Source organism: Solidesulfovibrio sp., from assembly GCF_029978005.1.
In the GTDB taxonomy this organism is placed as follows: Bacteria; Desulfobacterota; Desulfovibrionia; order Desulfovibrionales; family Desulfovibrionaceae; genus Solidesulfovibrio.
Genome location: NZ_JARKOZ010000137.1, coordinates 1 through 21020, shown reverse-complemented (window position 1 = coordinate 21020; position 21020 = coordinate 1). Strand labels below are relative to the sequence as shown.

Here is a 21020-nt window from a genome sequence, read left to right as displayed (position 1 = left end):
CATGCGAACGAGTTTGCGCTGGGCCATGATTGCGTGCATCGTGTTGATCGCCAATCTGGTCGTGGCGGACATGTGCGCCTTCGCCCAATGTCCGCCGGGCACGCACTGGTCGAACAAGTATTGGCAGTGCATGCCGAACCGGATGCCGCCCCCGCCGCCGCCCCCGCCACCCCCGCCGCGGGGCAGGAGAGGATGCGACAGGAGCTACCAGAACTGCATGATGGTGTGCGCCGGCGTGCCGCAGTGCATCAACAACTGCAACGTCGGGTACAACGTCTGCCGGCAGCAGCACGGCTGGTAGCATCCCCCGCGGTCCCATTTCCCGAAGCGGCCGTCCGGCGCAAGTCGCGTCCGGGCGGCCGCTTCGTCATTCCTTGCCCGCCTTGCGCGCCCGCATGTTGAGCAGTTCCACCAGCAGGGAAAAGGCCATGGCGAAATAGATGTAGCCCCGGTCGATGTGCCGCCCCAGTCCCTCGGCCACCAGGAACACGCCGATGAGGATGAGAAAGGACAGGGCCAGCATCTGCACGGTGGGATGGCGCGACACGAAATGGCTGATGGGGTCGGCGAAGACCATCATGACCAGCACCGCCGCCACCACCGCCGCCACCATGACCGCGATCTCCCCGGACATGCCCACGGCCGTGATGACCGAATCCAGGGAAAAGACGATGTCGAGCAGCGCGATCTGGGTCACGGCCGCGCCGAAGCCCCGGGCCTTCTTCACGTGGGGCCCGCCGCCTCTTGGCGGCTCGATCTTCTCGTGGATCTCGAAGGTGGACTTGGCGATGAGAAAGAGCCCGCCGGCCAGAAGCACGATGTCGCGGCCCGTGACCACGTGCCCGAGCACCGAAAAAAGCGGCGCGGTGAGCCCCATGATCCAGGTGATGCCGAGCAGGAGCAGGATGCGGGTGCCCATGGCCAGAAGCAGGCCGATGCGGCGCGCCTTGGACTGCATCTCGGCCGGCAGGGCGTTGGAGATGATGGCGATGAAGACGATGTTGTCGATGCCGAGCACGATCTCCAGGGCGGAAAGCGTGAGGAAGGCGATCAGGTTTTCCACGGTGAAAAGGGGCATGCAAGGCTCCTGTGGGACGGAAACGCGCGGAGGGCGCTCATGATGACGGTACCGGAAGGCGCCGGCCCGGTCAAACGCCCGGTCAGGGCAGGGCCTGGCCGCTGGCGCGCCACCTGGCCGCGTCCTCGGCCGGGGTCGCCCGGAAGAGGCGCTTGTATTCGCGGCTGAACTGCGACGGGCTTTCATAGCCCACGCGCGAGGCCGCCGCAGCCGCGCCCAGGCCGTCGGCCACCATCAGCAGCCGGGCCTTATGCAGCCGCACGGCCTTGACGTACTGCATGGGCGAGACGGCGGTCACGGCCTTGAAGCGGCGGTGCAGGGTGGCCGGGCTCATGTCGGTCAGGCTGGCCAGGCCGCCGATGTCCAGGGGGGCGGCGTAGTCGGCGTGGATGCGGCGCAGCAGCCGGACGATGCCGGCCAAATCCCCCTGCCCGGCGGCCAGGGCCCGCAGCATGCCGCCCTGCTCGCCGAGAAGGACGCGGTACAAAAGCTCCCTGGCCAGGGCCGGGCCGAGCACCCGGGCGTCCATGGGCGACGCCAGGGCGCGCAGCAGGCGCGTCGCCGCCTCGCGCACGTCCCCGGTCATGGGGGGCGGGGCGATGCCGCCCCGGGGCGTGGGAAGGGGCTGGGGCCGGCCGCCCTCCATGGCCAGCAGGAGGTCGGCGACCATGCCGGCGTCCACGTCCAGGCGCATGGAGACCATGGGGCCGTCCGGGGCGGCGAGCACCTCGCATTCGGCGGGCAGGGGCACGGCCAGCACCAGGTAGTTGTCCGGGTCGTAGACATGGGCCTGCGAGCCGAGGAAGCCGCGCTTGCGCCCCTGGCCGAGAATGACCACGCCGGGCTGGTAGATGGCCGGGGCGCGTGGCTGGGGCCGGCTGTGACGCGAAAAGGTGATCCCCGGCAGGAGGCTTGGCGTGTCTCCCTCGCGGCTGGCCAGGGACGTCATCAGTTCCCTCAATTCTTGCGACATGTTGCGCCTCTTTGACGACGTCACGTCCTGGCGGCTGCCGTGCGCCTTCCGGATGAAGTAATTCGCCTGATACGAATAGGCAAGAAGTTGCGGCGATCCGGTATCGCCCGGCGCGCCTGGAGGCATTACTTGTCCGGGCATGGAAACACGAAGCGAAAACGGTTCGCCAAGGAGGTTATCGCCATGAAGGAAACGACCTATCTCGTTACAGGTGCGACCAGCCGCACGGGGAGCGCGGCGGCGCGGCATCTGCTGGATAACGGTGCCAGGGTGCGCGTGCTCGGCCGCAGCGCCGAGCGCCTGGCCCCATTGGCGGACAGGGGGGCCGAGGTCCGCGTCGTCGATCCCCTCGACGCCCCGGGCCTGGCCCGGGCCTTTGCCGGGGCCGACGCGGCCTATGTCATGCTGCAGCCCAACTACATCCCCGACCATCCGGATTTTCGGGGGTTTCAGGACAGGCTCGTGGAAAACCTGGGCCTGGCCCTCGAACGGTCGGACACGGCCCGGGCCGTGGCTCTGAGCAGCTGGGGCGCGGATTTGCCCGAGGGAAACGGACCCGTGGCGGGCCTGCGCCGGCTGGAGGAGCGCCTCGGCCGCATCCCCGGGCTCGACCTTCTGTCCCTTCGGGCCGGGTATTTCCTGGAGAACCTGTATGCGCTTTCCATCGAGGAGGGCGCGCTGGTCGGCCCCCTGCGTCCCGAAACGCCGCTTCCGTTCGTGGCCGCCCGGGATGTGGGGACCGCGGCGGCCGCCGCGCTGCTGGCGTCGGACTTCTCGGGAAAGGCGATGCGCGAGGTCAAGGGGCCGCGCCCGGGCGACATGACCGAGGCGGCCTCCCTTCTCGGGCAGGTCTTGGGGCGGTCTGCGCTGCCCTATGCCATGGAGTCCGCCGAGGCGTTCGAGGAGCGCCTGCGGCAGGCGGGATGCGCCGGGAACGTCGTCCGGCTGATGCTCGAAGTGGTCGCGGGCATCAACTCCGGCCGGCTTCGCGCCCTGACGCCGCATTCGGCTAAGGACGCGGCGCGGGAGAGCCTGGAGACGTTCGTGCGCGAGCAGTGGGCGCCGCGCCTGGCGGCGCAAAGGCGATAAACCGGATGCCGGGGCTCCCCGGCATCCGTCATTGCCGCCGCAGCCGGCGGCGTACGAAATCCGAGAGCAGCCTGGCTTCCTCCACGCGAAAGACCGAGGCGGCGCCCATGTAGGCCACGGCCCACACGACGATGAGCGCCAGCGACAGGTACGGCCGGCCGGCCGTGGCGTAGGCCCCCGCGCCCACGCCGCAACTCAGGAGCGTGCCGACGACCGTGGTGCGCCCGGGCCGAAACCACGACCCGCCGAGCTTCTTGCGCAGGACCACGCCCAGCACCAGCACGTTGACCCAGGACGAGACCGAGGTGGCCAGGGCCAGGCCCACATGGGCCATGGGGCCCATCAGCGCCCAGCCGACCGCGACGTAGACCACCAGGCACACGGCGGCGGTCACGGCCGGGGTGCGGGTGTCGGTCAGGGCGAAATAGGCGGAATACAGCGGCCGCACGCAGGCGAAGGCGGGCAGGCCCACGCCGTAGGCGACCAGGGCGGCGCTGGTCGCGGCCACGGCATGCTCGCCGAAGGCCCCCCGGCCGAAGAGCACGCGCACCATGGGGTCGGCCAGGGCGATGAGCCCCGCCGCCGCCGGCAGGCAGATGAAAAGCGTCAGGCGAAGCGAAGCGTTGAGCGTGTCCGTGAATTCGCCGTTCCGGCCCGAGGAGGCCAGCTTGGCCAGGCTCGGCAGGGCCACCGTGCCCACGGCCACGCCGAAGACGCCCAGCGGAAACTGCACCAGCCGGTCGGCGTAGTAGAGGTAGGAGATGCTGCCGGTCTGCAGGTAGGAGGCCAGCAGCGTCCCCAGCACGATGTTGAGCTGATAGACCGCCGCGCCGAAGGCCGTGGGGAGCATCAGAAGCCCCATGCGGACCACGCCCTTGTCCCGCAGCGACCAGGGGCCGCGCCAGGTGAAGCCGAACTTGCGCAGTTGCGGCTGCTGCATGAACACCTGCCCCAGGCCGCCGATGACCACGGACCAGGCCAGGGTGTGGGCCACGTCGAAGCCGAAGAGCCAGGCCACGCCCGCGCCGATGATGATGATGGTGTTGAGCTCCGAGGTGGCCAGGGCCGGGGCCAGGAAGTGGCCGAAGGAGTTGAGCACGCCCATGCAAAGCGCCACGGCCGAAATCTCGAGGATGTAGGGGAAGACGATGCGCGTGAGTTCCACCGTGAGCTCGAAGAGCTTGGGGTCGTCGGTGAAGCCCGGGGTGATCAGCGCCGTCAGCGGCCGGGCGAAGACGATGGCCAGGGTGGTGAGCACGCCGAGGATGATGAGCAGCCAGACCATGGCGGCCCGAGGCATGGCGAAGGCGCGCGCGTCGCCTTCCTCTTCGCGCAGCTTGGTGAAGACCGGCACGAAGGCCATGGTCATGGAACCCTCGGCGAAGAGCCGGCGCATCATGTTGGGGAGCCGGTAGGCCACGTAGAAGGCGTCGGCGGCGATGCCCGCCCCGAGCACGTAGGCCAGGATCATGTCCCGGAAAAAGCCGAGGATGCGCGAAAGAAGCGTCGCGCCGCCGACGATGGAGGCATCCTTGGCGATCTGTCTCACGTGTTGCGACATGGAAAGGTCCTACTCACTTTTGGCAGCGCGGGCAAAAGGTCGAGGTCCGGCCGGCCACCTTGACGGAGACGAGTGCGCGCCCGCAGGCCGGGCAGGGTTCGCCGGCCTTGCCGTAGACCGAAAATTCGTTCTGGAAGCCGCCCTCCACCCCGTCCGGGGTGCGGTAGTCGCGGATGGTGCTGCCGCCGGCGGCGATGGCCCGAATGATGACCGACTGGACGGCGGCCAGCAGCGCTCGGCGCTTTTCGGGGGCGATGTCGCGGCAGCGCGTTTCGGGATGGACGCCGGCGGCGAAGAGCGACTCGTCGGCGTAGATGTTGCCGATGCCGGCGATGAGCGTCTGGTCGAGGAGCGCCGCCTTGACGCGGGTAGACCGGGCCGAAAGGGCGGCGCAGAACGCCTCGGGCGTCATGTCCCAGGGCTCGGGGCCAAGGGAGGCGTAGAAATCCCAGGCGCGCAAGGCCTCGGGGGAAAGGACCCGGGCCGTGCCGAAGCGGCGCAGGTCGGAAAAGACCAGCGCGTTGCCGTCGTCAAGGCGCAGCAGGAGCCTGGCCCGCTCGGGCGCTGGCGCGGACAGGGGGGCGATGTGGAAGCGGCCGGTCATCTTGAGATGAAAGGCGATGACGGCCGGGGCCTCGTCCGGGCTCCCGGGCCGGGGGCCGAGGCGCACGAGCAGGAGCTTGGCCCGGCGCGAGACCTCGGTTATGGCGCGGCCGGCCAAAGCCTTGGCGAAAGCGGCCTTGGCGCGCGGGCCGGCCAGGACCTTGGGGTCCGGGACGTCCAGGCCCGTCACGGCGCGGCCGAGCAGGCCCGGCGCGAGGGCGCGGGCGATGGTTTCCACCTCGGGCAATTCGGGCACGGCTACTTCCTGGGCGTGGTCGGGACGTCGAGAGGAATGGCGATTTCCAGGGTCTCGCCGGCACGGTGGACGGTCAGGCGCAGGGGCTCGCCGGCCTTGGCCGCCTCGATGGCGGCGGTGTGCAGGACGGCGAGGCTTGTCGCCGCATGGCTTCCGGCGGCGGTCACGGCGTCGCCGGCGAGCAGTCCCGCCTTGGCCGCCGGGGAGTCCGGCACGACGGCCGTGACCAGAAGCCCGGTCGCGGCCTGGCCCTTGGCCGGGGCCTCGTGGGAAAGGGTCATGCCGAGCCGGCTTTTGTGCATGGCCGGGCAGGCGTAGAAATATCCGGCCAGGGCCGCGTCCGGCGCGTCGCCGCCCCGGTGGGGCATGACCGTGACGATGCGCGCCCCGGGATCGAAGACGGCCAGGCGTTTGGCGATGCCCCAGCCGCGCTCCACGTGGCCGCCGCCGGCGACGATGACCACCGGGCGGCCGGTGAGCGCCCGGGCGTAAACAGCGCGCTGGGCCATCTGCGTGTCCCACAGGGCCTGCACCGCGACGAAGCCGGCGAAGCGGTCGCGGCCGGACGGAGCCGGAGCAGGGGCCTTGGGCCTCCCGGCCGGCTTGCCGCCCTTGTCCTTGGCGGCCTTGGCCGCCTTTTCCATCATGGCAGCGTGGCTGGCGAAAAGTTCCTTGAGTTCTTCCACCTGGGCCGGGTCCGGCGGCACGACCTGGCCGGGGAGCGCGGCGCGCTCGGCCGGGGAAAGGCCGTCGAGGCCCAGGCGGCCGGATTTGCGGGCCAGGCCCTCGGGGGCGTTCAAGGCGAAGACGGGCAGCCCGTATTCCCGGGCCGCCTCGAAGATGGGCGCGTAGAGCGCGAAGGGGTAGCCCCAGGTCCTCCCCCAGTCGAGGGCGTGGGGCAGGTCGGCTACGGCCAGCTTGCCGGAATGGAAGGCGTCCAGCACGTCCTGTCGGTCGGCCGGGACCATCTCCAGGCCGATGGCCGGGCGCACGCCGGCCGCGGCCAGGCGGCGGATCACGGCGGCCTGCGCCAGGTGGTCGCAGGGATTGGGGTGCTCCTCGCCGACGAGGATGTAGTCGGCGCGGGCGAAATCGGCGGCGAAGGCGGCCGGGGAAAGCGGCGCGCCTGCGGCGGTCAGCAGGGATTCGGGCGCGACGGGCGGCTGGCCCGCCCCGGACAGCGCCGCCTTGCCGGCGCAGCCGCCAAGGGTCGCCCCGAACAGGGCGGCCAACACGAACGCGGCCAGGGCCCGGGAGAGTCCCCGGCCCCGGCCGCGCCTGGAAGCGGCGCGTGTGGCGTGCGGCGCGTGCATGGTCGTTTCGGGGTCAGTCGTGGCCTAATCCCACTTGCGCTTGTCCTCGATGGGCCGGATCTGCGGCGGCAGGGTGCCGGGCGCGACCACGGTGAGGCTCGGGCGCAGCTTGATCTTCTCGCGGAACTTGTGGAGCAGGTCTTCCTCGCGCTTGAAGTTGGAGGCCTCGACGATGAGGTTCATCTCGTCGATGCCGCCGGGGTTGGTGACCTCGATCTGCCAGCGCTTGATCTCCTCGAAGCGGGTGATGACCTGTTCGACCTGGTGCGGGTAGACGAACATGCCCTTGATGCGGGCGGTGGTGTCCACGCGGCCGACGATGGAGCCCAGGCGGGGCGAGGTGCGCCCGCACGGGCAGGGAGCGCGCTCGATGTACGACAGGTCGCCCGTGGCCAGGCGGATCAGCGGATACGTCTTGTTGAAGGCCGTGACCACGATCTCGCCCACTTCGCCGTCCTTGAGGGGAATGCCGGTGTCGGGGTGGCAGATCTCCACGAAGGCGCGGTTGGCGATGTGCAGGCCGGTCTTGTGGAAGCACTCGTAGCCCACGCAGCCCACGTCGGCCGTGCCGTAGCCCTGGCGCATGATGACGTCGAACTTCTTTTCCAGGTTGGCGCGCAGCTTCTCGGAGAATTTCTCGCCCGTGACGAAGGCCACCTCGAGGTAGAGGTCCTTGCGGAGGTTGAGGCCCATTTCCTCGCCCTTCTGGGCCAGGTGCATGAGGTAGCTCGGCGTGCCGACGTAGCCCGTCACGCGCAGCTTCTGCATGATCTCGAGCTGGGTGGCGGAGTTGCCGGGGCCGGCGGGCACCACGGCGCAGCCGAGGTTTTTGAGCGGCTCCTCGAACATGAGGCCGGCCGGCGTCATGTGGTACGGGAACGTCACCTGCACCAGGTCGCCGGAGCGGAAGCCGCAGGCGTAGAAGCCCTCGGTCCAGCCCCAGTAGTCCTCCTCGCGGTCCTCGGGGTCGAAGATGGGTCCCGGAGACAGGAAGATGCGGCGCAGTTCGCCCATGTCCTTGGTGAGCAGGCCGCCCAGGCGCGGCCCCATGGACTGGAGGAAGATGAGTTCCTTCTTCTTGAGAATGGGAATGTGCTTGAGGTCCGAGAGGGTCTTGAACTTGGAAGCCTGGAACTGGGCCCGGTCGAAGCGTTTCTTGACGTCCTCGGAATACCGGTAGGCGTAGGAAAGCAGATCCTTGATCTGGATCTGGTAGTACTGCCGGCGTTCGGATTCGTCGAGCACTTCCCGGCGGGAATAGATGCCCTCGGTGCGGTCCTTGCGGGTCATGACGGGTCTCCTTTGGAGGCAAAATCCCGTGGCGGGAAAAAGAGGGGCCTTATAGCCTAGGCGGATTCGGATTTCAAGCCGTCCGTGGACCGGCTCCCCGCAAGGGCTTGGGAGACGGCGTCGAGGAGCCGCTGCCGGGTGACGGGCTTGACGATGTGGTCGCGGATACCGGCCGCCTGCCAGCGGGCGTGCTCCTCGGCCGGGGCCTGGGCCGACAGGCCGACGATGGGCACGTCCGCTTCGGTCGAGGGAAGCCCGCCCGAACGGATGCGCGCCGCCAGCTCAAGGCCGTCGGCCTCGGGCAGCTGCATGTCCATGAGCACCATGTCCACCCGGGTGGAGGCCAGGATCTCCAGAAGGTTGCGGGCGGAGTCGGCCACCAGGGCGACGTAGCCCTGGTCCTCCAGGATGCTGCGCACGAGCAGTTGGTTCACGGGCTCGTCCTCGGCGCAGGCGATGACCGCGCCGTGGCAGCGGAAGGCCGCCGGCGTGACGGGCGCGGCCCGGCGCAGCCGGGCGGTGAAGGTGAATTCGCTGCCCATGCCCGGCGCGCTTTCAAGACGCAGGCCGCCGTTCATCTTCTCGGCGATCTCCTTGGAGATGGACAGGCCCAGGCCGCTGTTGGCGTAGCGCTTGTTGAGGAACTCCTCGCCGATGGCGAAGCCTTCGAAGATGAGCTGCTGCTTTTCCTTGGGAATGCCGATGCCGGTGTCGCGCACGCGACAGCAGAGGACCACGCCCTCCTGCCCGGGCCCCGGCGGTTCGGCGCAGACGCGGACCTCCACCGAGCCGTGCTGGGTGAACTTGACGGCGTTGCCGATGAGGTTGAGCAGCACCTGGCGCAGCCGGGTCAGATCTCCGGTCAGGTCGTCGGGCACGTCGTCGGCCACGACGGCGGAAAAATCGAGTCCCCGGCGGGCGGCGTCCTCGGCGCAGGCGGCAAAAAGCGGCGCCAGACCCTGGCGCAGGGCGAAAGGTTCGTCGGCCAGATCCAGCCTGCCCATGGAGATGTTGGTCATCTCCAGCAGGTCGTTGATGACCCCGAGCAGTTGGTTGGACGCGTCCATGGCCAGATCCAGGAACTGGCGGTGGCGCTCGGGCAGTTCGCCCTGCAGGAGCAGCGACAGCATGCCCATGATGCCGTTTAAGGGCGTGCGCAACTCATGGCTCATGTTGGCCAGGAAGGTCTGCTTGGCCGCGCCGGCCTTGGCGGCCGCGCCCGCGAAGGCGGCGAACTCCCGGTAGAAGGTCTTGAGCAGGTCGTGGCGGTCGGCCGGCACGCAGGGCAAAAGAGCCAGGGCGGCGTTGGCGGCGGCCGAGTGCCCGAACAGGGCCTGGCGCGCCTCGGGTTGTTTGAAATACGGACCGATGGTCAAAAGCCCCGTACGCCCTTCGCCGAGCGGCAGGGCGAAGCGGCGCACGGTCAGCCCCAAAGGGCAGGGGGTCGTGGGCGGGCCGCCGTCCAGGGGAATGGTTTTGCTCGATTCCAGCAACGGACAAGGGCCGCGATCGGCGAATTCCCGGTGCAGGATGACGTGGGCCTCGCGTCCGGGGTCGGGCCAGGCCGGTTCCTCGGCCGAGGCCTGCACGGTCGCCGGTATCCCGAGCAGCAGCGTCAGGGGGTCGAGGAGGCGCTTGAGGACGCGGGGCGCTTCGGCGCTGGACGCAAGATGGGGCATGGTATGAAGTAGTAGCTCTTGCCTCGGTCGAGGTCAATCGGGCAGCGCGTCCTCGTCCGTCGTGCCGGCGGCCTCGGGAGCCGCCTGGACCAGTCCCGGAGGCGGCGGCGGGAGCGGTTCCGGCCGGCGGTAGACGTCCCGGCCGCCGTGGCGGGCGAAGACCAGAAAGCCCGTGTGGGCCACCATGCGGTCCTCGGGTCGCAGCCGCTCGGGCACGGGTTTGTAGCGGCGCACCAGGATTTCGAGCACCTCCACGTCCTCGAAGGGCGAGGGCTCCAGGGCGGCCAGGAGCTCGCTTATCTGGTTGACCGTGGGCAGCAGGAACCCCACCGGCGCGCCCGGGCGCACCACGGCGGCCGCCCCTTCCAGGTAGTCCCAGGGCGTGCGCACGTCGAGAAACAGGGCGTCGGCGTCGGAAGGATCCGTGAGGGGGTCGCCGGGAATGCGGCCATCCGGGAGAAATCCCGTGGCGATGTCGTGGCGGAAGCGGCTGACCCGGTCGGACAGGCCCACGGCGTCGAGGTTTTCGCCGGACAGGGCGAAGAACTCCTCGCGCCGCTCGAAGGTATAGACCCGGCCCGTCTCGCCCACGTGCCAGGCGAGCGCCAGGGTGAGGCCTCCGGAGCCGCTGCCGGCCTCCACCACCCGCACGCCCGGGCCGATGCCGAGCTTGAGCAGGACGTAGCCGATCTCCTTGGGATACATGATCTGGGTGGAGCGCTTGACGCCCTTGACCAGGTCGTAGGTGGACGGGCGCAGGATGCGGAAGGCGTGGCCGAGATGGGTGGACACCGCGCCGCCGCAGCCGGCGGCGTCCACATCCTCGAAGCGGATCATGCCTTCCTGGGTGTGCAGCACCAGTCCCGGCTCGAAACGCCGCAGATATCGCTTGCCCTTGGGAGAGACCAGAAGTATCAAATCGCCCTGTTTCACAGTACGCTCCGGTTCGCTTGATGACGGCCCTTGTCCCCGGGCGGGGCCGGACTGTCAAGCCGCATGCGACGCGACAAGGAGGATCGCGCCACGGACGCCCCACGTTTCATTTTCGGTCCCGTCGTTTCGGGCCGCCTCGGCTTGTCGCTCGGTCTCGACCTGCTCGGCGCGAGGATCTGCTCGTTCGACTGCCTCTACTGCGAGGCCGGCCCCACCGAGGCCCTCACCGTGGCCCGCAAGCCCTACGTCCCGGCCGGGAAGATCCTGGCCGAGCTGGCGCGGTGGAAGGCCGCCGGCCACGGCCGGCCGGACGCCGTCACCCTGGGCGGGCTCGGCGAGCCCACGCTCAACAGCGACTGCGCCGAGATCATCGCCGGGGCCAAGGAACTTTTTCCGGGCGTGCCCGTGGCCGTGCTGACCAATTCGAGCCTCCTGCCCGATCCCGACGTGCGGGCCGCCCTCGGGGCGGCCGACATCGTGCTGCCCTCCATGGACACGCTGGTCGCGGCCGAGTACGCGCGCTTAAACCGTCCCCACGCCGCCGTGGACCTTGGCGGGCTTCGCCGTGGGCTGCTCGATTTCCGGGCCGGCTACGGCGGCGCGCTTTGCCTCGAGGTGCTGCTGGCCGATGGGATCAACGACTCCGAGGAGAACCTCGAAGCGCTTCGGGACTACTGCCGGGAGCTTTCGCCCGACCGGGTCGACGTGGTGACCCTTTCGCGCCCCGGCGCCCATCCCGGGGCCACGGCCGTGCTCAAGCCGGTCCTGGCCCGCTTCCGGCAGGCCCTCGGCCCCGCCGCCGCAAGTCCCGCGCCTGCGCCGGAGCCCGCGACCGAAGGGCACGGCCCGACCGCCCTGGCCGCCCGGCGCAACGACGACCTGGGCCCGAGCCTCCTGGCCTCCGTGAAACGACGCCCGCAGACCGCCCGGGGCCTTGCCGCCGCCCTGGGCCATTCCCTCGACGCCGTGCAGGCGGCCCTTGACGCCCTGGAGCGCGACGGCGCGGTGCGCCAGCGCGTCGAGGGGCGGGAGATTTTCTATTCCGGCTAGCCGGAAAACATTTTTCGCCCCGGCGCGACCGCGCAGGAGGCAGGGAGCTTTTTGACGATGAGCAGAGGAAACAAACGCAAGCAGAAGATGTTCATCGGCGTGCTGCCCGGAGAGCAGGTCGAAGTGGCCGTGGCCGAGGACGGCATGCTCGTCGAGTACTACGTGGAGATGGTCCACCAGGCCAAGACCCGGGGACACATCTACAAGGGCAGGATCCACAACATCGACCCCGCCCTGCAGGCCGCCTTCATCAACTACGGCGCGGAGCGCAACGGCTTCCTGCAGATCGACGAGGTCCACCCCGAATACTACCAGACCGTCCACGCCGGCGAACGCCGGCCCAAGTACCCGCCCATCCAGAAGGCGCTCAAAAAGGGCCAGGAGTTGCTCGTCCAGGTCGTCAAGGAGCCCACCGGCCACAAGGGCGCGTTTCTGACCACCTACCTGTCGTTGCCCGGCCGCTATTTCGTGCTCACCCCGGGCCGGGAGCAGCGGGGCGTGTCGCGCAAGATCGAGGACGAGACCGAGCGCAAGCGCCTCAAGGAGGCCATCGCCGGGCTCAAGCTCGACGAGGGCCTGGGCATCATCGTGCGCACCGCCGCCCTGACCCAGTCCAAGACGTCGCTGGAGCGCGATCTGTCGTACCTGAAGCGCCTGTGGAAGGAGGTGCGCCAGCGCGGCACCACGGCGGACAACCCGAGCCTGGTCTACCAGGAGCTTGACCTGTCCTCCCGGGCCGTGCGCGACTACCTCACCGACGAGGTGGGCGAGATCTGGGTGGACGAGCCCGAGACCGCCGAGCGCGTGGCCGAGATGGCGGCGCTGGTCTATCCGCGCCGTCCCGGCATAGTCAAACAGCATGCGGACATGGACGTGCCGCTGTGGGACCGCTTCAACCTGCGCAAGCAGATCGAGCAACTCTACGGCCGGGAGGTCACCCTGCCAAGCGGCGGGGTGCTGGTCTTCGACCACGCCGAGGCGCTCACCGCCGTGGACATCAACTCCGGCAAGATCGGCGGCGAATCGAATTTCCGCGAGATGGCGCTCAAAACCAACGTGGAGGCGGCCGAGGAAGCGGCGCGGCAGCTGCGGCTTCGCGACATCGGCGGCCAGGTGGTCATCGACTTCATCGAGATGAAGGACCGCAAGCACGTCGCCGAGGTGGAAAAGACCCTGCGGGCGGCGTTTAAAAACGACCGGGCCCGCACCGACGTGGGCCGCATCTCGCGCTTCGGGCTGCTCGAGATCGTGCGCCAGCGCCTGGGCTCCTCGGCGCTCTCCATCACCTCCGAGCCCTGCCCCTGCTGCCGGGGCTCGGGCCAGCGCCGCAACCACGAATGGCAGGCGCTGACCGTGCTCAAGGACATCTACCGCCAGATGCGCAAGGACAGCGGCCAGGAGACGGTCACGGCCAAGGTGGGCGAGGAGCTCGCCCTGTACCTGCTCAATTTCAAGCGGGCGCGGCTGTCGGCCATGGAAGAGGAATTCAAGAAAAAGATCGTCATCGCCCCGCTGTAGCGCCATGGCCGGGCGGATTCTTCTCCACGTCTGCTGCGGCCCCTGCGCCATCGCGCCCATTTTGCGCCTCAAGGAGGCCGGCTACGACGTGGTCGGCCTCTTTTTCAACCCCAACATCCAGCCGGCCATGGAATACCTGCGCCGGCGCGACGGCGCGGCCCGGGTCGCGGCCATCCTCGGCGTGGACATGCGCTTTGGCGACTACGATCCCGTGCCGCACCTGCGCCGCAGCCTGGCCGACCCGGCCGGGCGCTGCGCCCCCTGCTGGGAGGAGCGGCTGGACGCTGCCGCCGTGGCCGCGGCCGATCTCGGCTGCGACGCCTTCACCTCGTCGCTTCTCTACAGCAAGTACCAGGACCACGCCGTGCTCGCCGCCCTGGGCCAGGCCCGGGCCGAGGCCCGCGGCGTGTCCTTCCTCTACCGGGACTTCCGCGTCCATTGGGACGAGGGCGTGGCCCTGTCCAGGGAGTGGGGCGTCTACCGCCAGCCCTACTGCGGCTGCGTCCTGAGCGAACTCGACCGCTACGCCAGGAAGCTGCGCCGGCCGCCTGAGGTGGAGTAGGGGAGAGCCTCCGGCGGCCAGGAGGGGGTGACCCCCTCCTGGACCTCCCCGCAAGGGGGACTCTCGTTTTTGGCGAGTGGTCTTGTCTTTTCATCCACGAATGATAGATTCGCCGATAGGTTCGCTGTTCCGTCGCGGGTGGGACGGAGCCGATGCGGCTGTGAGGAATGTCGTCATGCCTGAACCGTTGCTTTTGGCCCTGGCCGTGGTCCTGGACCTGCTGCTGGGTGATCCGCCGGGCTGGCCGCATCCGGTGCGGGCCATGGGCGCGGCCTACGGCTTCCTGGATCGGCTGGCCGACGCCTGGGGCCTGCGTGGCCGGGCCTTCGGCGCGGCCGGGGTCCTGGCCGTGGCCGTCGCCGGCGCGGGCTGCGTCCTGCTGCTGTGCGCCCTGCCAGCCGTGGGCTGGCTCTTCGGCTTGTATTTCGCCTGGGCCGGCCTGGCCCTGGGCCAGCTGCTGCGGGAAGGACGCCGGGCGGCACGGTTTTTGAACGCAAATGACGTCGAGGCCGCCCGCGCCGTGGTGGCCGGCCTGGTCAGCCGGGACACGTCCGTCCTGGATGCGGACGGCCTGTGGCGCGCCCTGGCCGAGTCCGTGGCCGAGAACGCCAACGACGGCTTCGTGGCGCCGCTTTTCTGGCTGGCCCTGGCCGGGCCGGCCGGGCTCTGGGCCTACAAGGCCGTGAGCACCGCCGACTCCATGTGGGGGTACCGCACGCCGCGCTACGTCCGTCTGGGCCTTTTCGCGGCCCGGGCCGACGACGTCCTGGCCTGGCTGCCGGCGCGCCTGACCGCGCTTTCCATGTGGTTGGCCGCAAGGCTGCTCGGCTTTCCCGCCAACGTGGCGCTTGGGGACGTGCGGCGGGATGCGGGCAAGAGCGCCAGCCCCAATGCCGGCTGGCCCATGGCTATGGCGGCTTGGCTGTGCGGGGGAGCAATGGGCGGCGAGGCCCTGTATTTCGGCGTCCGTGTCCAGAAGCCCGTCATGGGACCGGCCGGCGCGCCCTGGAATGCCATGCGCTATGGACGTCTTGCCCGGTTGGTATTGTTGTCGGGAGGAATTGTTGCGATCGTAATTATTGTTCTGCGCACTATTTTGCTGCATGCCTGATTTGACATAGGGTGTTTTGCGGAGCACATGGATAGCGATATATGCTTACAAGATGGAAATAGAAGAAACGTGGTTTTTCTGTTGACGATTCTGTGACGGTAAGGCTATGGAGTAAAGTAAGATTTTTTCAGGAGGGCAGACGTATGGGATTCGAAGGCACCGTGAAATGGTTCAGCGACAAGAAGGGCTACGGTTTCATCATGCGCGAGGGCGAGGACGACGTGTTCGTCCACTACTCTTCCATCGAGGGCGAGGGCTTCCGCACCCTGCGCGAGGGTGAGACCGTCCAGTTCGACATCATCCAGGGCGAGCGGGGACCCAAGGCCACCAATGTGGTCAAACCTGTCTAACCGCGACGACGAAACGATACAATAAGCCCCCGCCGCGCCATGCGCGGCGGGGGCTTATTGTCGCGACGTGAGCACGGGGCCGCCTCAGCCGCCGAGGGCCTTGGAGCGGTCCCGCGAGGCTGCGGCCGCGTCGATGATGGCGGCGCGCACCGCCTTGCGGTCGAGGTGCATGAGCGCCTCGATGGTGGTGCCGGCGGGGGAGGTCACCATCTCGCGCAGCACGCTCGGGTGCTGCCCGGTCTCGGTCGCGAGCCTCGCCGTGCCCGAGAAAAGGCCGGTCACGATGTCCGTGGCCTTGTCCCGGGGAAAGCCCATGAGCACGCCGGATTCGATGAGCGCCTCCATGAAGTAGAGCACGTAGGCCGGACCCGAGCCGGCCAGGCCCGTGAAGGCGTCGAAGTGCTTCTCCTCCAGCACGTAGGTGCGGCCGAGCTTGGCGAAAAGCTCCCCGACGAAGGCCTTCTGCCCGCAGGAAAGGGCCGAGTCGTCCAGGCACAGGGCGAACTGGCCCGCGCCGACCAGGGCCGGGGTGTTGGGCATGATGCGCACCACCGGGCATTTGCCGCCGGTGAGCGACTTCAGCCTGGCCACGGTCACGCCGGCCACGATGGAGCAGACCACTGTGTCGGGCTTGAGGTGCGGCGCGAGGTCCGCCATGGCCCCGGCCAGGTACTGCGGCTTGACGCAAAGGACCAAGTAGTCGCTGCCCGCCGCCAGGGCCTCGGGCGTCGGGGCTTTTCGCGCCAGCTCGCCGGCGACCAGGGCGTCCACCTTGGCCGCATCCACGTCGTAGGCCATGGCCGAGACGTCGGGAACGGCGGCGAGGCCGCCGATGATGGCCGCGCCCATGTTCCCCGCGCCCAGAAAGCCGATGACGGCGGCCATGGCCCTAGCCCACCATTTCCAGGGCGCTGAAGAAGTAGGACGTCTCGAAGGCGGCGGTTTCCGGGGCGTCGGAGCCGTGGACGGAGTTCTTCTCGATGTCCAGGGCGTGGATCTTGCGGATGGTGCCTTCCTCGGCGCCCGCCGGGTTGGTGGCGCCCATGAGCTTGCGGTAGCGGGCGATGGCGTCGTCGCCTTCGAGGATGGAAACGACCACCGGGCCGGAGATCATGAAGTCCACCAGGCTGCCGAAGAACGGGCGCGCCTTGTGCACGGCGTAGAAGCCCTCGGCCTCGGCCTTGGAAAGCTGGATCATCTTCATGGCCACGACTTTCAGTCCCGCGTCCTGGATCATCTTGAGGATGGCTCCGGACAGGTTGCGGGAAACGGCGTCGGGCTTGATGATGGAAAGGGTGCGCTCCATGCGTGTTGCTCCTTGCGATTTTTTTGATGGAAGCCGGGCGCGGGAAAAGGCGGAGCCCGGCGAGCCGGGGCTTACCGCGAAACGGCCGCCTTGGCAAAGGGGAATCGCGCCCCCGGGAGCGTCTCACGTCCCGGCGATGCCCCGCAGGATCGCGTCGCGGTCCACCATGCCGAGGAGCCTGCCGTCGTCGTCCACCACCGCCAGGCGCTTGCACTGGCAGGAGAGCATCTTTTGCAGCACGTCCATGAGCGCGGCGTCCTCCGGCACGGTGTGGACGCGGCGCTCCATGACCTCGGCCGCCGTGCCGGCCGGGCAGGCCACGGCCTCGTCGCCGCCGGAGCCGAAAAGGGCCCGCAGGATGCCGGGCTTTCGCCCCGGGCCGCAGTGGGCCAGCAGTTCGCCGTCCACCACGATGCCGAGCACCTTGCGCTCCGCGTCTACGACCACTACCCGCCGCAGGGGCGAGGCCACGATCTTGGCCACCACGTCGGCAAGCGGCGCGTCCGGGCCGACCGTGGGCACGTCCGTGAACATCACGTCCCGGGCCAGTTGGAAGAGCCCGGCCGTGAACCGGGGCAACGCTTCGGCCGCCGGGGCCAGGGAGGCGGCCGAGCGCAGGATGTCGGCCCGGCTGACGATGCCGACGAGCTCCCCGGCCGCGTCCACGACCGGAAGCCGCTTGAGGCTCTTTTTCGTCATGATCCGGGCCGCCTCGCGAAGGCCGGCCTTGTCGGCGATGGTGGTCACGGGCGCGGTCATGACATCGGCGGCGACGCGTCCGGTGAGCCGGCCGCGTTCCTCCAGGCGGAAGGCCTCGGGCAGGGATTCCTGGAGGGAAATCCTGGCCCCGAGGCCGCCGCGCGAAAGCAGATCCCCGCCGGTGACGATGCCGGCCACCCGCCCTTTGGGGTCGAGGACCGGAACGGCCTTGACCTCGCGTGCCACCAAGAGGTCGACCACCTCGGGCAAAGGCGTGTCGGGCGCGACCGTGGCCACGTCCACGGCCATGACGTCGTGCACCCGCACGGGGCAGTGGAAATGGGCGCTCACGCGCTGGCGGGTGATGAGCCCCCCCTTGGCCGCGGCCTCGATGCGCGGCAAAAGCGCCTCGATGCGTTGTGGGCGGTCCACGATCTCGACGATCATGGGCAGGTCCTCGGACAGGCGCAGGAGCTTGGCCGTGTGCACCAGGCTGCCGGCCCCGAACCCGAGCACTCCGCGCAGGACCGTGGCCCCGGCCGCGCCGTGGCGGCGCGCCAGTTCCACCAGCACCTCGTGAGCCGGCCGGCCGTCGATGCGGTCCGATTCGCCGCAATACACGCGCAACAGTTCGACTTCGGCGTACTCCGCCATGGCGTATTCCTTTTCCGGGACCCCGGGCTACAACATCCGGCCGAGCACCAGCCCGGCGAAAAGCGCGGCGAAGCCGACCACGGTCTGGAAGCCCACGTTGGCCAGGGCGGCCAGGTAGCGGCCGTCCTCCATGTAGGCGCCGCTTTCGAAGATGAAGGTGGAAAAGGTGGTGAACGCGCCCATGAAACCCGTCAGCGCGATGGCCCGGGTCTCGGCGCGGATGAGCATGCGCCCCTCGCCCATCTCCCAGATGAGGCCGAACAGGAAGCAGCCGAGAATGTTGACCACGGCCGTGCCCCAGGGAAAATTGCGGCCGACGTGGTCGTAGACGAAGCCGGAGAGCCAGTAGCGGGCCAGGGTGCCGGCCGCGCCGGCCAGGGACATGATTGCGAGTTTCTGGAGCATCGCGCCTCTCCCGAGGCGACGGCCGCGCCGCCGCGTCGTGGTTGCGGCCAGGGTCGCGTGCCGGAATCCCGTCCTGGGAGTTTCCGGAAGAACACGTTCGAAAAGTCGTTTTTCTCCACGATCCGGTCGTGTTCGTTGGGGAACGCGCCACTGGTGGCCCTGGCGTCGTCGGCGGCGTCGGGCGAGAAAACCGGCATGTTTTTGTCGAGGATTCCATAGCGCATGGGGCGATTGGGGTAAAGCGGATGGTTGACTTGGAGAAACCTCTCATTATGGTATGAAATTGTTCGGCGGTTCGAAAAAGGGGACGGCCCCTTTCCACGGACCGGGATGCGGCATACACTGGATTCGCGCCGCCGGCGGCAAGCCGGGGCACGCGCACGGAGGTACGGCACATGTGGGAATACACCGACAAGGTCAGGGATCATTTTCTGCATCCCCGCAACGTGGGCGAGCTTGAAAACGCCAACGCCGTGGGCGAGGTGGGGTCGCTGGCCTGCGGCGACGCGCTCAAGCTCTTTCTGAAGATCAACGACGCCGGCGTCATCGAGGACGCCACCTTCCAGACCTTCGGCTGCGCCTCGGCCATCGCCTCGAGCTCCGTGCTCACGGAGCTGCTCAAGGGCAAGACCGTCGAGGAGGCGAGAAAGCTCACCAACAAGGACATCGCCGAATACCTGGGCGGGCTGCCCAAGGAGAAGATGCACTGCTCGGTCATGGGGCAGGAGGCCCTGGAGGCCGCCCTGGCCGACTACCTGGGCGAGAAGGCCCCCCAGCACGAGCCCGAGGGCGAGCTGGTGTGCAAGTGCTTCGGCGTCTACGAGGGCCAGATCCGCCGGGCCGTGCGGGAAAACGGCCTGCGCACGGTGGAGGAGATCACGGACTTCACCAAGGCCGGCGGCGGCTGCGGCGACTGCCTGGAAAAGCTCAAGGCCATCCTCGACGACGAACTCGGCCGGCCCGCGCCCGCGCCCGCCGCGTCCGAGGCCGCCCCGGCCAAGGGGCTCACCAACCTCGAACGCATGCGCCGGGTGGCGCAGGTCATGGACGAGGAGATTCGTCCCAACCTCAAAAAGGACGGCGGCGACATCGAACTGGTGGACATCGACGGCAAGACGGTGCTCGTGTCTTTGCGCGGGGCCTGCAAGGGCTGCCCGGTCAGCAACGTGACGCTCACCGACTTCGTGCAAAAGCGCCTGCAGGAGCTGGTGGAACCCGACATCACGGTCAGGGAGGCGGGCAAATGAATCCGGTCTATCTCGACAACAACGCCACCACCATGGTGGCCCCGGAAGTCGTCGAGGCCATGCTGCCCTACCTCGGCCATTGGTACGGCAACCCGTCGAGCATGCATTCCTTCGGCGGTCACGTGGGCACCAAGCTCAAGGAGGCCCGGGCCGACGTGGCCGCGACCCTCGGCTGCAAGCCCGAGGAGGTCATCTTCACCTCCTGCGGCTCGGAATCCGACAACACGGCCATTTTGAGCGCCCTGGCCGCCAATCCGGAAAAGCGCCACCTCGTCACCACCCGGGTGGAGCACCCGGCCGTGCTGAGCCTGGCCAAGCACCTGGAGGAGAAGGATTACGAGGTCACGTACCTGGCCGTGGACGAGAAGGGCCGCCTGGACCTCGAAGAACTCGCCCGCTCCATCCGGCGCGACACGGCCATCGTGTCGGTCATGTACGCCAACAACGAGACCGGGACGATCTTCCCCGTCCCGGAGATCGCGGCCCTTTGCAAGGCCCGCGGCGTGCTCTTCCATACCGACGCGGTCCAGGCCGTGGGCAAGGTGGACATCGACCTGACCAAGCTTCCCGTGGACATGCTGGCCCTTTCCGGCCACAAGCTCCACGCGCCCAAAGGCGTGGGCGTCCTCTTCGTGCGCCAGGGAACGCCCTTCCGACCTTTTCTCATTGGCGGCCACCAGGAACGCGGCCGTCGGGCCGGCACGGAGAACACCGCCGGCATCATCGCCCTGGCTGCGGCCATGAAGCTCGCGAGGGAGAACATCGCGGCGGAAAACACCCAGGTGAAGGCCCTTCGCGACCGCCTGGAGACCGGCATCCTGGCAAGCGTCCCGGATTCCATCGTCAACGGCGACCTCGAGCATCGCCTGCCCAACACCTCGAGCATCGCCTTCAAGTACGTCGAGGGCGAGGCCATCCTGCTCATGCTCGACCAGTTCGGCATCTGCGCCAGCTCCGGCTCGGCCTGCACCTCCGGCAGTCTCGAGCCCTCCCACGTGCTGCGGGCCATGGGCGTGCCCTTCACCTTCGCCCACGGCTCCATCCGCTTCAGCCTGTCGCGCTACACCTCCGAGGCCGACGTGGACCTCGTGCTCGAAACCCTGCCCGGCGTCATCAGCACCCTGCGGCGCATGTCGCCCTTCCGCGAGGATTCGCCGCCCAAGGCGAATTGCACGTGTTAGGGGGATAGCGGGGGAAGAAGATGCCTCCGGCGGCCGGGGGGGATGATCCCCCCCGGTCCCCCCCGACGGGGCGGGAGTCACTGCGTCGGGAACGACGGGCGGCGTTGCGTCGGCAGTGGTGGTCGGGGAATCGGCCCGGACCCGCAGGCCGCAAAGCCGGCA

21 protein-coding genes are annotated in these 21020 nt (G+C 68.9%); 9 read left to right on the top strand and 12 right to left on the bottom strand.

The features are described from left to right. The first annotated feature begins 1 nt into the window (after window position 1). Complete coding sequence (locus tag Q1K70_RS15435) at window positions 2–301, top strand: hypothetical protein (RefSeq protein WP_300161326.1); 300 nt, start codon at window positions 2–4, stop codon at window positions 299–301. 66 nt (window positions 302–367) lie between these two features. Here the strand turns inward: Q1K70_RS15435 and Q1K70_RS15430 are convergent, their stop codons facing one another. Continuing rightward, on the bottom strand, window positions 368–1078 hold the full coding sequence (locus tag Q1K70_RS15430; protein WP_300161324.1) for a TerC family protein: 711 nt from the start codon (window positions 1076–1078) through the stop codon (window positions 368–370). Window positions 1079–1160: 82 nt separating this feature from the next. Next, window positions 1161–2051 carry an AraC family transcriptional regulator gene (locus Q1K70_RS15425; RefSeq protein ID WP_300161322.1) on the bottom strand — a complete coding sequence of 297 codons (891 nt, stop codon included), beginning with the start codon at window positions 2049–2051 and terminating at the stop codon, window positions 1161–1163. A 183-nt stretch (window positions 2052–2234) separates the two neighbouring features. On the opposite strand from Q1K70_RS15425, the gene Q1K70_RS15420 reads away from it, so the two are divergent. Continuing rightward, window positions 2235–3140 carry an NAD(P)H-binding protein gene (locus Q1K70_RS15420; RefSeq protein WP_300161321.1) on the top strand — a complete coding sequence of 302 codons (906 nt, stop codon included), beginning with the start codon at window positions 2235–2237 and terminating at the stop codon, window positions 3138–3140. A 28-nt stretch (window positions 3141–3168) separates the two neighbouring features. Here Q1K70_RS15420 and murJ read toward each other — a convergent pair whose 3' ends face one another. The 6 genes from murJ to Q1K70_RS15390 are packed head-to-tail and all read right to left on the bottom strand — an operon-like array spanning window position 3169 to window position 10775. After that, a complete protein-coding gene (gene murJ, locus Q1K70_RS15415; protein WP_300161319.1) occupies window positions 3169–4701 on the bottom strand; it encodes a murein biosynthesis integral membrane protein MurJ in 1533 nt (510 codons plus the stop codon). 13 nt (window positions 4702–4714) lie between these two features. Beyond that, entirely contained in the window at window positions 4715–5560 is an 846-nt protein-coding gene (mutM, locus tag Q1K70_RS15410; RefSeq protein WP_300161317.1) for a bifunctional DNA-formamidopyrimidine glycosylase/DNA-(apurinic or apyrimidinic site) lyase, read from the bottom strand. Window positions 5561–5562: 2 nt separating this feature from the next. Next, the gene (locus Q1K70_RS15405; protein WP_300161315.1) at window positions 5563–6873 is read right to left on the bottom strand and encodes a ChaN family lipoprotein; all 1311 of its coding nucleotides are present in this window, start codon (window positions 6871–6873) and stop codon (window positions 5563–5565) included. Window positions 6874–6897: 24 nt separating this feature from the next. Continuing rightward, on the bottom strand, window positions 6898–8163 hold the full coding sequence (locus tag Q1K70_RS15400; RefSeq protein ID WP_300161313.1) for an AMP-binding protein: 1266 nt from the start codon (window positions 8161–8163) through the stop codon (window positions 6898–6900). Between the two features lie 56 nt (window positions 8164–8219). Further along, window positions 8220–9842, bottom strand: a complete 1623-nt coding sequence (locus Q1K70_RS15395) for an ATP-binding protein (protein ID WP_300161311.1) — start codon at window positions 9840–9842, stop codon at window positions 8220–8222. Between the two features lie 33 nt (window positions 9843–9875). Continuing rightward, complete coding sequence (locus Q1K70_RS15390) at window positions 9876–10775, bottom strand: tRNA (adenine-N1)-methyltransferase (RefSeq protein WP_300161309.1); 900 nt, start codon at window positions 10773–10775, stop codon at window positions 9876–9878. Between the two features lie 63 nt (window positions 10776–10838). Between Q1K70_RS15390 and Q1K70_RS15385 the strand changes: the two genes are divergently transcribed. From Q1K70_RS15385 to Q1K70_RS15365, 5 genes are all read left to right on the top strand, one after another. Then, window positions 10839–11825, top strand: a complete 987-nt coding sequence (locus tag Q1K70_RS15385; protein ID WP_300161307.1) for a radical SAM protein — start codon at window positions 10839–10841, stop codon at window positions 11823–11825. A gap of 57 nt (window positions 11826–11882) precedes the next feature. Further along, on the top strand, window positions 11883–13343 hold the full coding sequence (locus Q1K70_RS15380; protein ID WP_300161305.1) for an Rne/Rng family ribonuclease: 1461 nt from the start codon (window positions 11883–11885) through the stop codon (window positions 13341–13343). A gap of 4 nt (window positions 13344–13347) precedes the next feature. After that, window positions 13348–13905: an epoxyqueuosine reductase QueH gene (locus tag Q1K70_RS15375; protein WP_300161303.1), complete on the top strand. Its 558-nt coding sequence runs from the start codon at window positions 13348–13350 to the stop codon at window positions 13903–13905. A gap of 175 nt (window positions 13906–14080) precedes the next feature. Continuing rightward, window positions 14081–15016 (top strand): adenosylcobinamide-phosphate synthase CbiB, encoded by a 936-nt coding sequence (gene cbiB, locus Q1K70_RS15370; RefSeq protein ID WP_300161301.1) that lies wholly within the window; start codon window positions 14081–14083, stop codon window positions 15014–15016. A 143-nt stretch (window positions 15017–15159) separates the two neighbouring features. Continuing rightward, entirely contained in the window at window positions 15160–15366 is a 207-nt protein-coding gene (locus Q1K70_RS15365) for a cold shock domain-containing protein (protein WP_300161299.1), read from the top strand. Window positions 15367–15450: 84 nt separating this feature from the next. Here Q1K70_RS15365 and proC read toward each other — a convergent pair whose 3' ends face one another. From proC to Q1K70_RS15345, 4 genes are all read right to left on the bottom strand, one after another. Next, entirely contained in the window at window positions 15451–16251 is an 801-nt protein-coding gene (gene proC, locus Q1K70_RS15360) for a pyrroline-5-carboxylate reductase (protein WP_300161297.1), read from the bottom strand. Window positions 16252–16255: 4 nt separating this feature from the next. After that, the gene (ndk, locus tag Q1K70_RS15355; protein ID WP_300161295.1) at window positions 16256–16672 is read right to left on the bottom strand and encodes a nucleoside-diphosphate kinase; all 417 of its coding nucleotides are present in this window, start codon (window positions 16670–16672) and stop codon (window positions 16256–16258) included. Window positions 16673–16795: 123 nt separating this feature from the next. Then, window positions 16796–18025 (bottom strand): DUF190 domain-containing protein, encoded by a 1230-nt coding sequence (locus Q1K70_RS15350; protein WP_300161293.1) that lies wholly within the window; start codon window positions 18023–18025, stop codon window positions 16796–16798. Between the two features lie 27 nt (window positions 18026–18052). Continuing rightward, window positions 18053–18430: a CrcB family protein gene (locus Q1K70_RS15345; protein ID WP_300161292.1), complete on the bottom strand. Its 378-nt coding sequence runs from the start codon at window positions 18428–18430 to the stop codon at window positions 18053–18055. Between the two features lie 395 nt (window positions 18431–18825). Between Q1K70_RS15345 and nifU the strand changes: the two genes are divergently transcribed. Together nifU and nifS are read left to right on the top strand one after the other, a co-directional pair. Further along, window positions 18826–19677 (top strand): Fe-S cluster assembly protein NifU, encoded by an 852-nt coding sequence (gene nifU / locus Q1K70_RS15340; protein ID WP_300161290.1) that lies wholly within the window; start codon window positions 18826–18828, stop codon window positions 19675–19677. Further along, window positions 19674–20858, top strand: a complete 1185-nt coding sequence (gene nifS / locus Q1K70_RS15335) for a cysteine desulfurase NifS (RefSeq protein WP_300161288.1) — start codon at window positions 19674–19676, stop codon at window positions 20856–20858. The genes nifU and nifS overlap by 4 nt, the downstream gene beginning before the upstream one ends. Window positions 20859–21020 lie beyond the last annotated feature (162 nt).

What these genes read in the sequence shown, in the direction of transcription:
- Q1K70_RS15435 (WP_300161326.1), top strand. Translation starts at nt 2, where the DNA reads ATGCGAACGAGTTTGCGCTGGGCCATGATTGCGTGCATCGTGTTGATC.
- Q1K70_RS15430 (WP_300161324.1), bottom strand. Translation starts at nt 1,078, where the DNA reads ATGCCCCTTTTCACCGTGGAAAACCTGATCGCCTTCCTCACGCTTTCC.
- Q1K70_RS15425 (WP_300161322.1), bottom strand. Translation starts at nt 2,051, where the DNA reads ATGTCGCAAGAATTGAGGGAACTGATGACGTCCCTGGCCAGCCGCGAG.
- Q1K70_RS15420 (WP_300161321.1), top strand. Translation starts at nt 2,235, where the DNA reads ATGAAGGAAACGACCTATCTCGTTACAGGTGCGACCAGCCGCACGGGG.
- murJ (WP_300161319.1), bottom strand. Translation starts at nt 4,701, where the DNA reads ATGTCGCAACACGTGAGACAGATCGCCAAGGATGCCTCCATCGTCGGC.
- Q1K70_RS15405 (WP_300161315.1), bottom strand. Translation starts at nt 6,873, where the DNA reads ATGCACGCGCCGCACGCCACACGCGCCGCTTCCAGGCGCGGCCGGGGC.
- Q1K70_RS15400 (WP_300161313.1), bottom strand. Translation starts at nt 8,163, where the DNA reads ATGACCCGCAAGGACCGCACCGAGGGCATCTATTCCCGCCGGGAAGTG.
- Q1K70_RS15395 (WP_300161311.1), bottom strand. Translation starts at nt 9,842, where the DNA reads ATGCCCCATCTTGCGTCCAGCGCCGAAGCGCCCCGCGTCCTCAAGCGC.
- Q1K70_RS15385 (WP_300161307.1), top strand. Translation starts at nt 10,839, where the DNA reads ATGCGACGCGACAAGGAGGATCGCGCCACGGACGCCCCACGTTTCATT.
- Q1K70_RS15380 (WP_300161305.1), top strand. Translation starts at nt 11,883, where the DNA reads ATGAGCAGAGGAAACAAACGCAAGCAGAAGATGTTCATCGGCGTGCTG.
- Q1K70_RS15375 (WP_300161303.1), top strand. Translation starts at nt 13,348, where the DNA reads ATGGCCGGGCGGATTCTTCTCCACGTCTGCTGCGGCCCCTGCGCCATC.
- cbiB (WP_300161301.1), top strand. Translation starts at nt 14,081, where the DNA reads ATGCCTGAACCGTTGCTTTTGGCCCTGGCCGTGGTCCTGGACCTGCTG.
- Q1K70_RS15365 (WP_300161299.1), top strand. Translation starts at nt 15,160, where the DNA reads ATGGGATTCGAAGGCACCGTGAAATGGTTCAGCGACAAGAAGGGCTAC.
- proC (WP_300161297.1), bottom strand. Translation starts at nt 16,251, where the DNA reads ATGGCCGCCGTCATCGGCTTTCTGGGCGCGGGGAACATGGGCGCGGCC.
- ndk (WP_300161295.1), bottom strand. Translation starts at nt 16,672, where the DNA reads ATGGAGCGCACCCTTTCCATCATCAAGCCCGACGCCGTTTCCCGCAAC.
- Q1K70_RS15350 (WP_300161293.1), bottom strand. Translation starts at nt 18,025, where the DNA reads ATGGCGGAGTACGCCGAAGTCGAACTGTTGCGCGTGTATTGCGGCGAA.
- Q1K70_RS15345 (WP_300161292.1), bottom strand. Translation starts at nt 18,430, where the DNA reads ATGCTCCAGAAACTCGCAATCATGTCCCTGGCCGGCGCGGCCGGCACC.
- nifU (WP_300161290.1), top strand. Translation starts at nt 18,826, where the DNA reads ATGTGGGAATACACCGACAAGGTCAGGGATCATTTTCTGCATCCCCGC.
- nifS (WP_300161288.1), top strand. Translation starts at nt 19,674, where the DNA reads ATGAATCCGGTCTATCTCGACAACAACGCCACCACCATGGTGGCCCCG.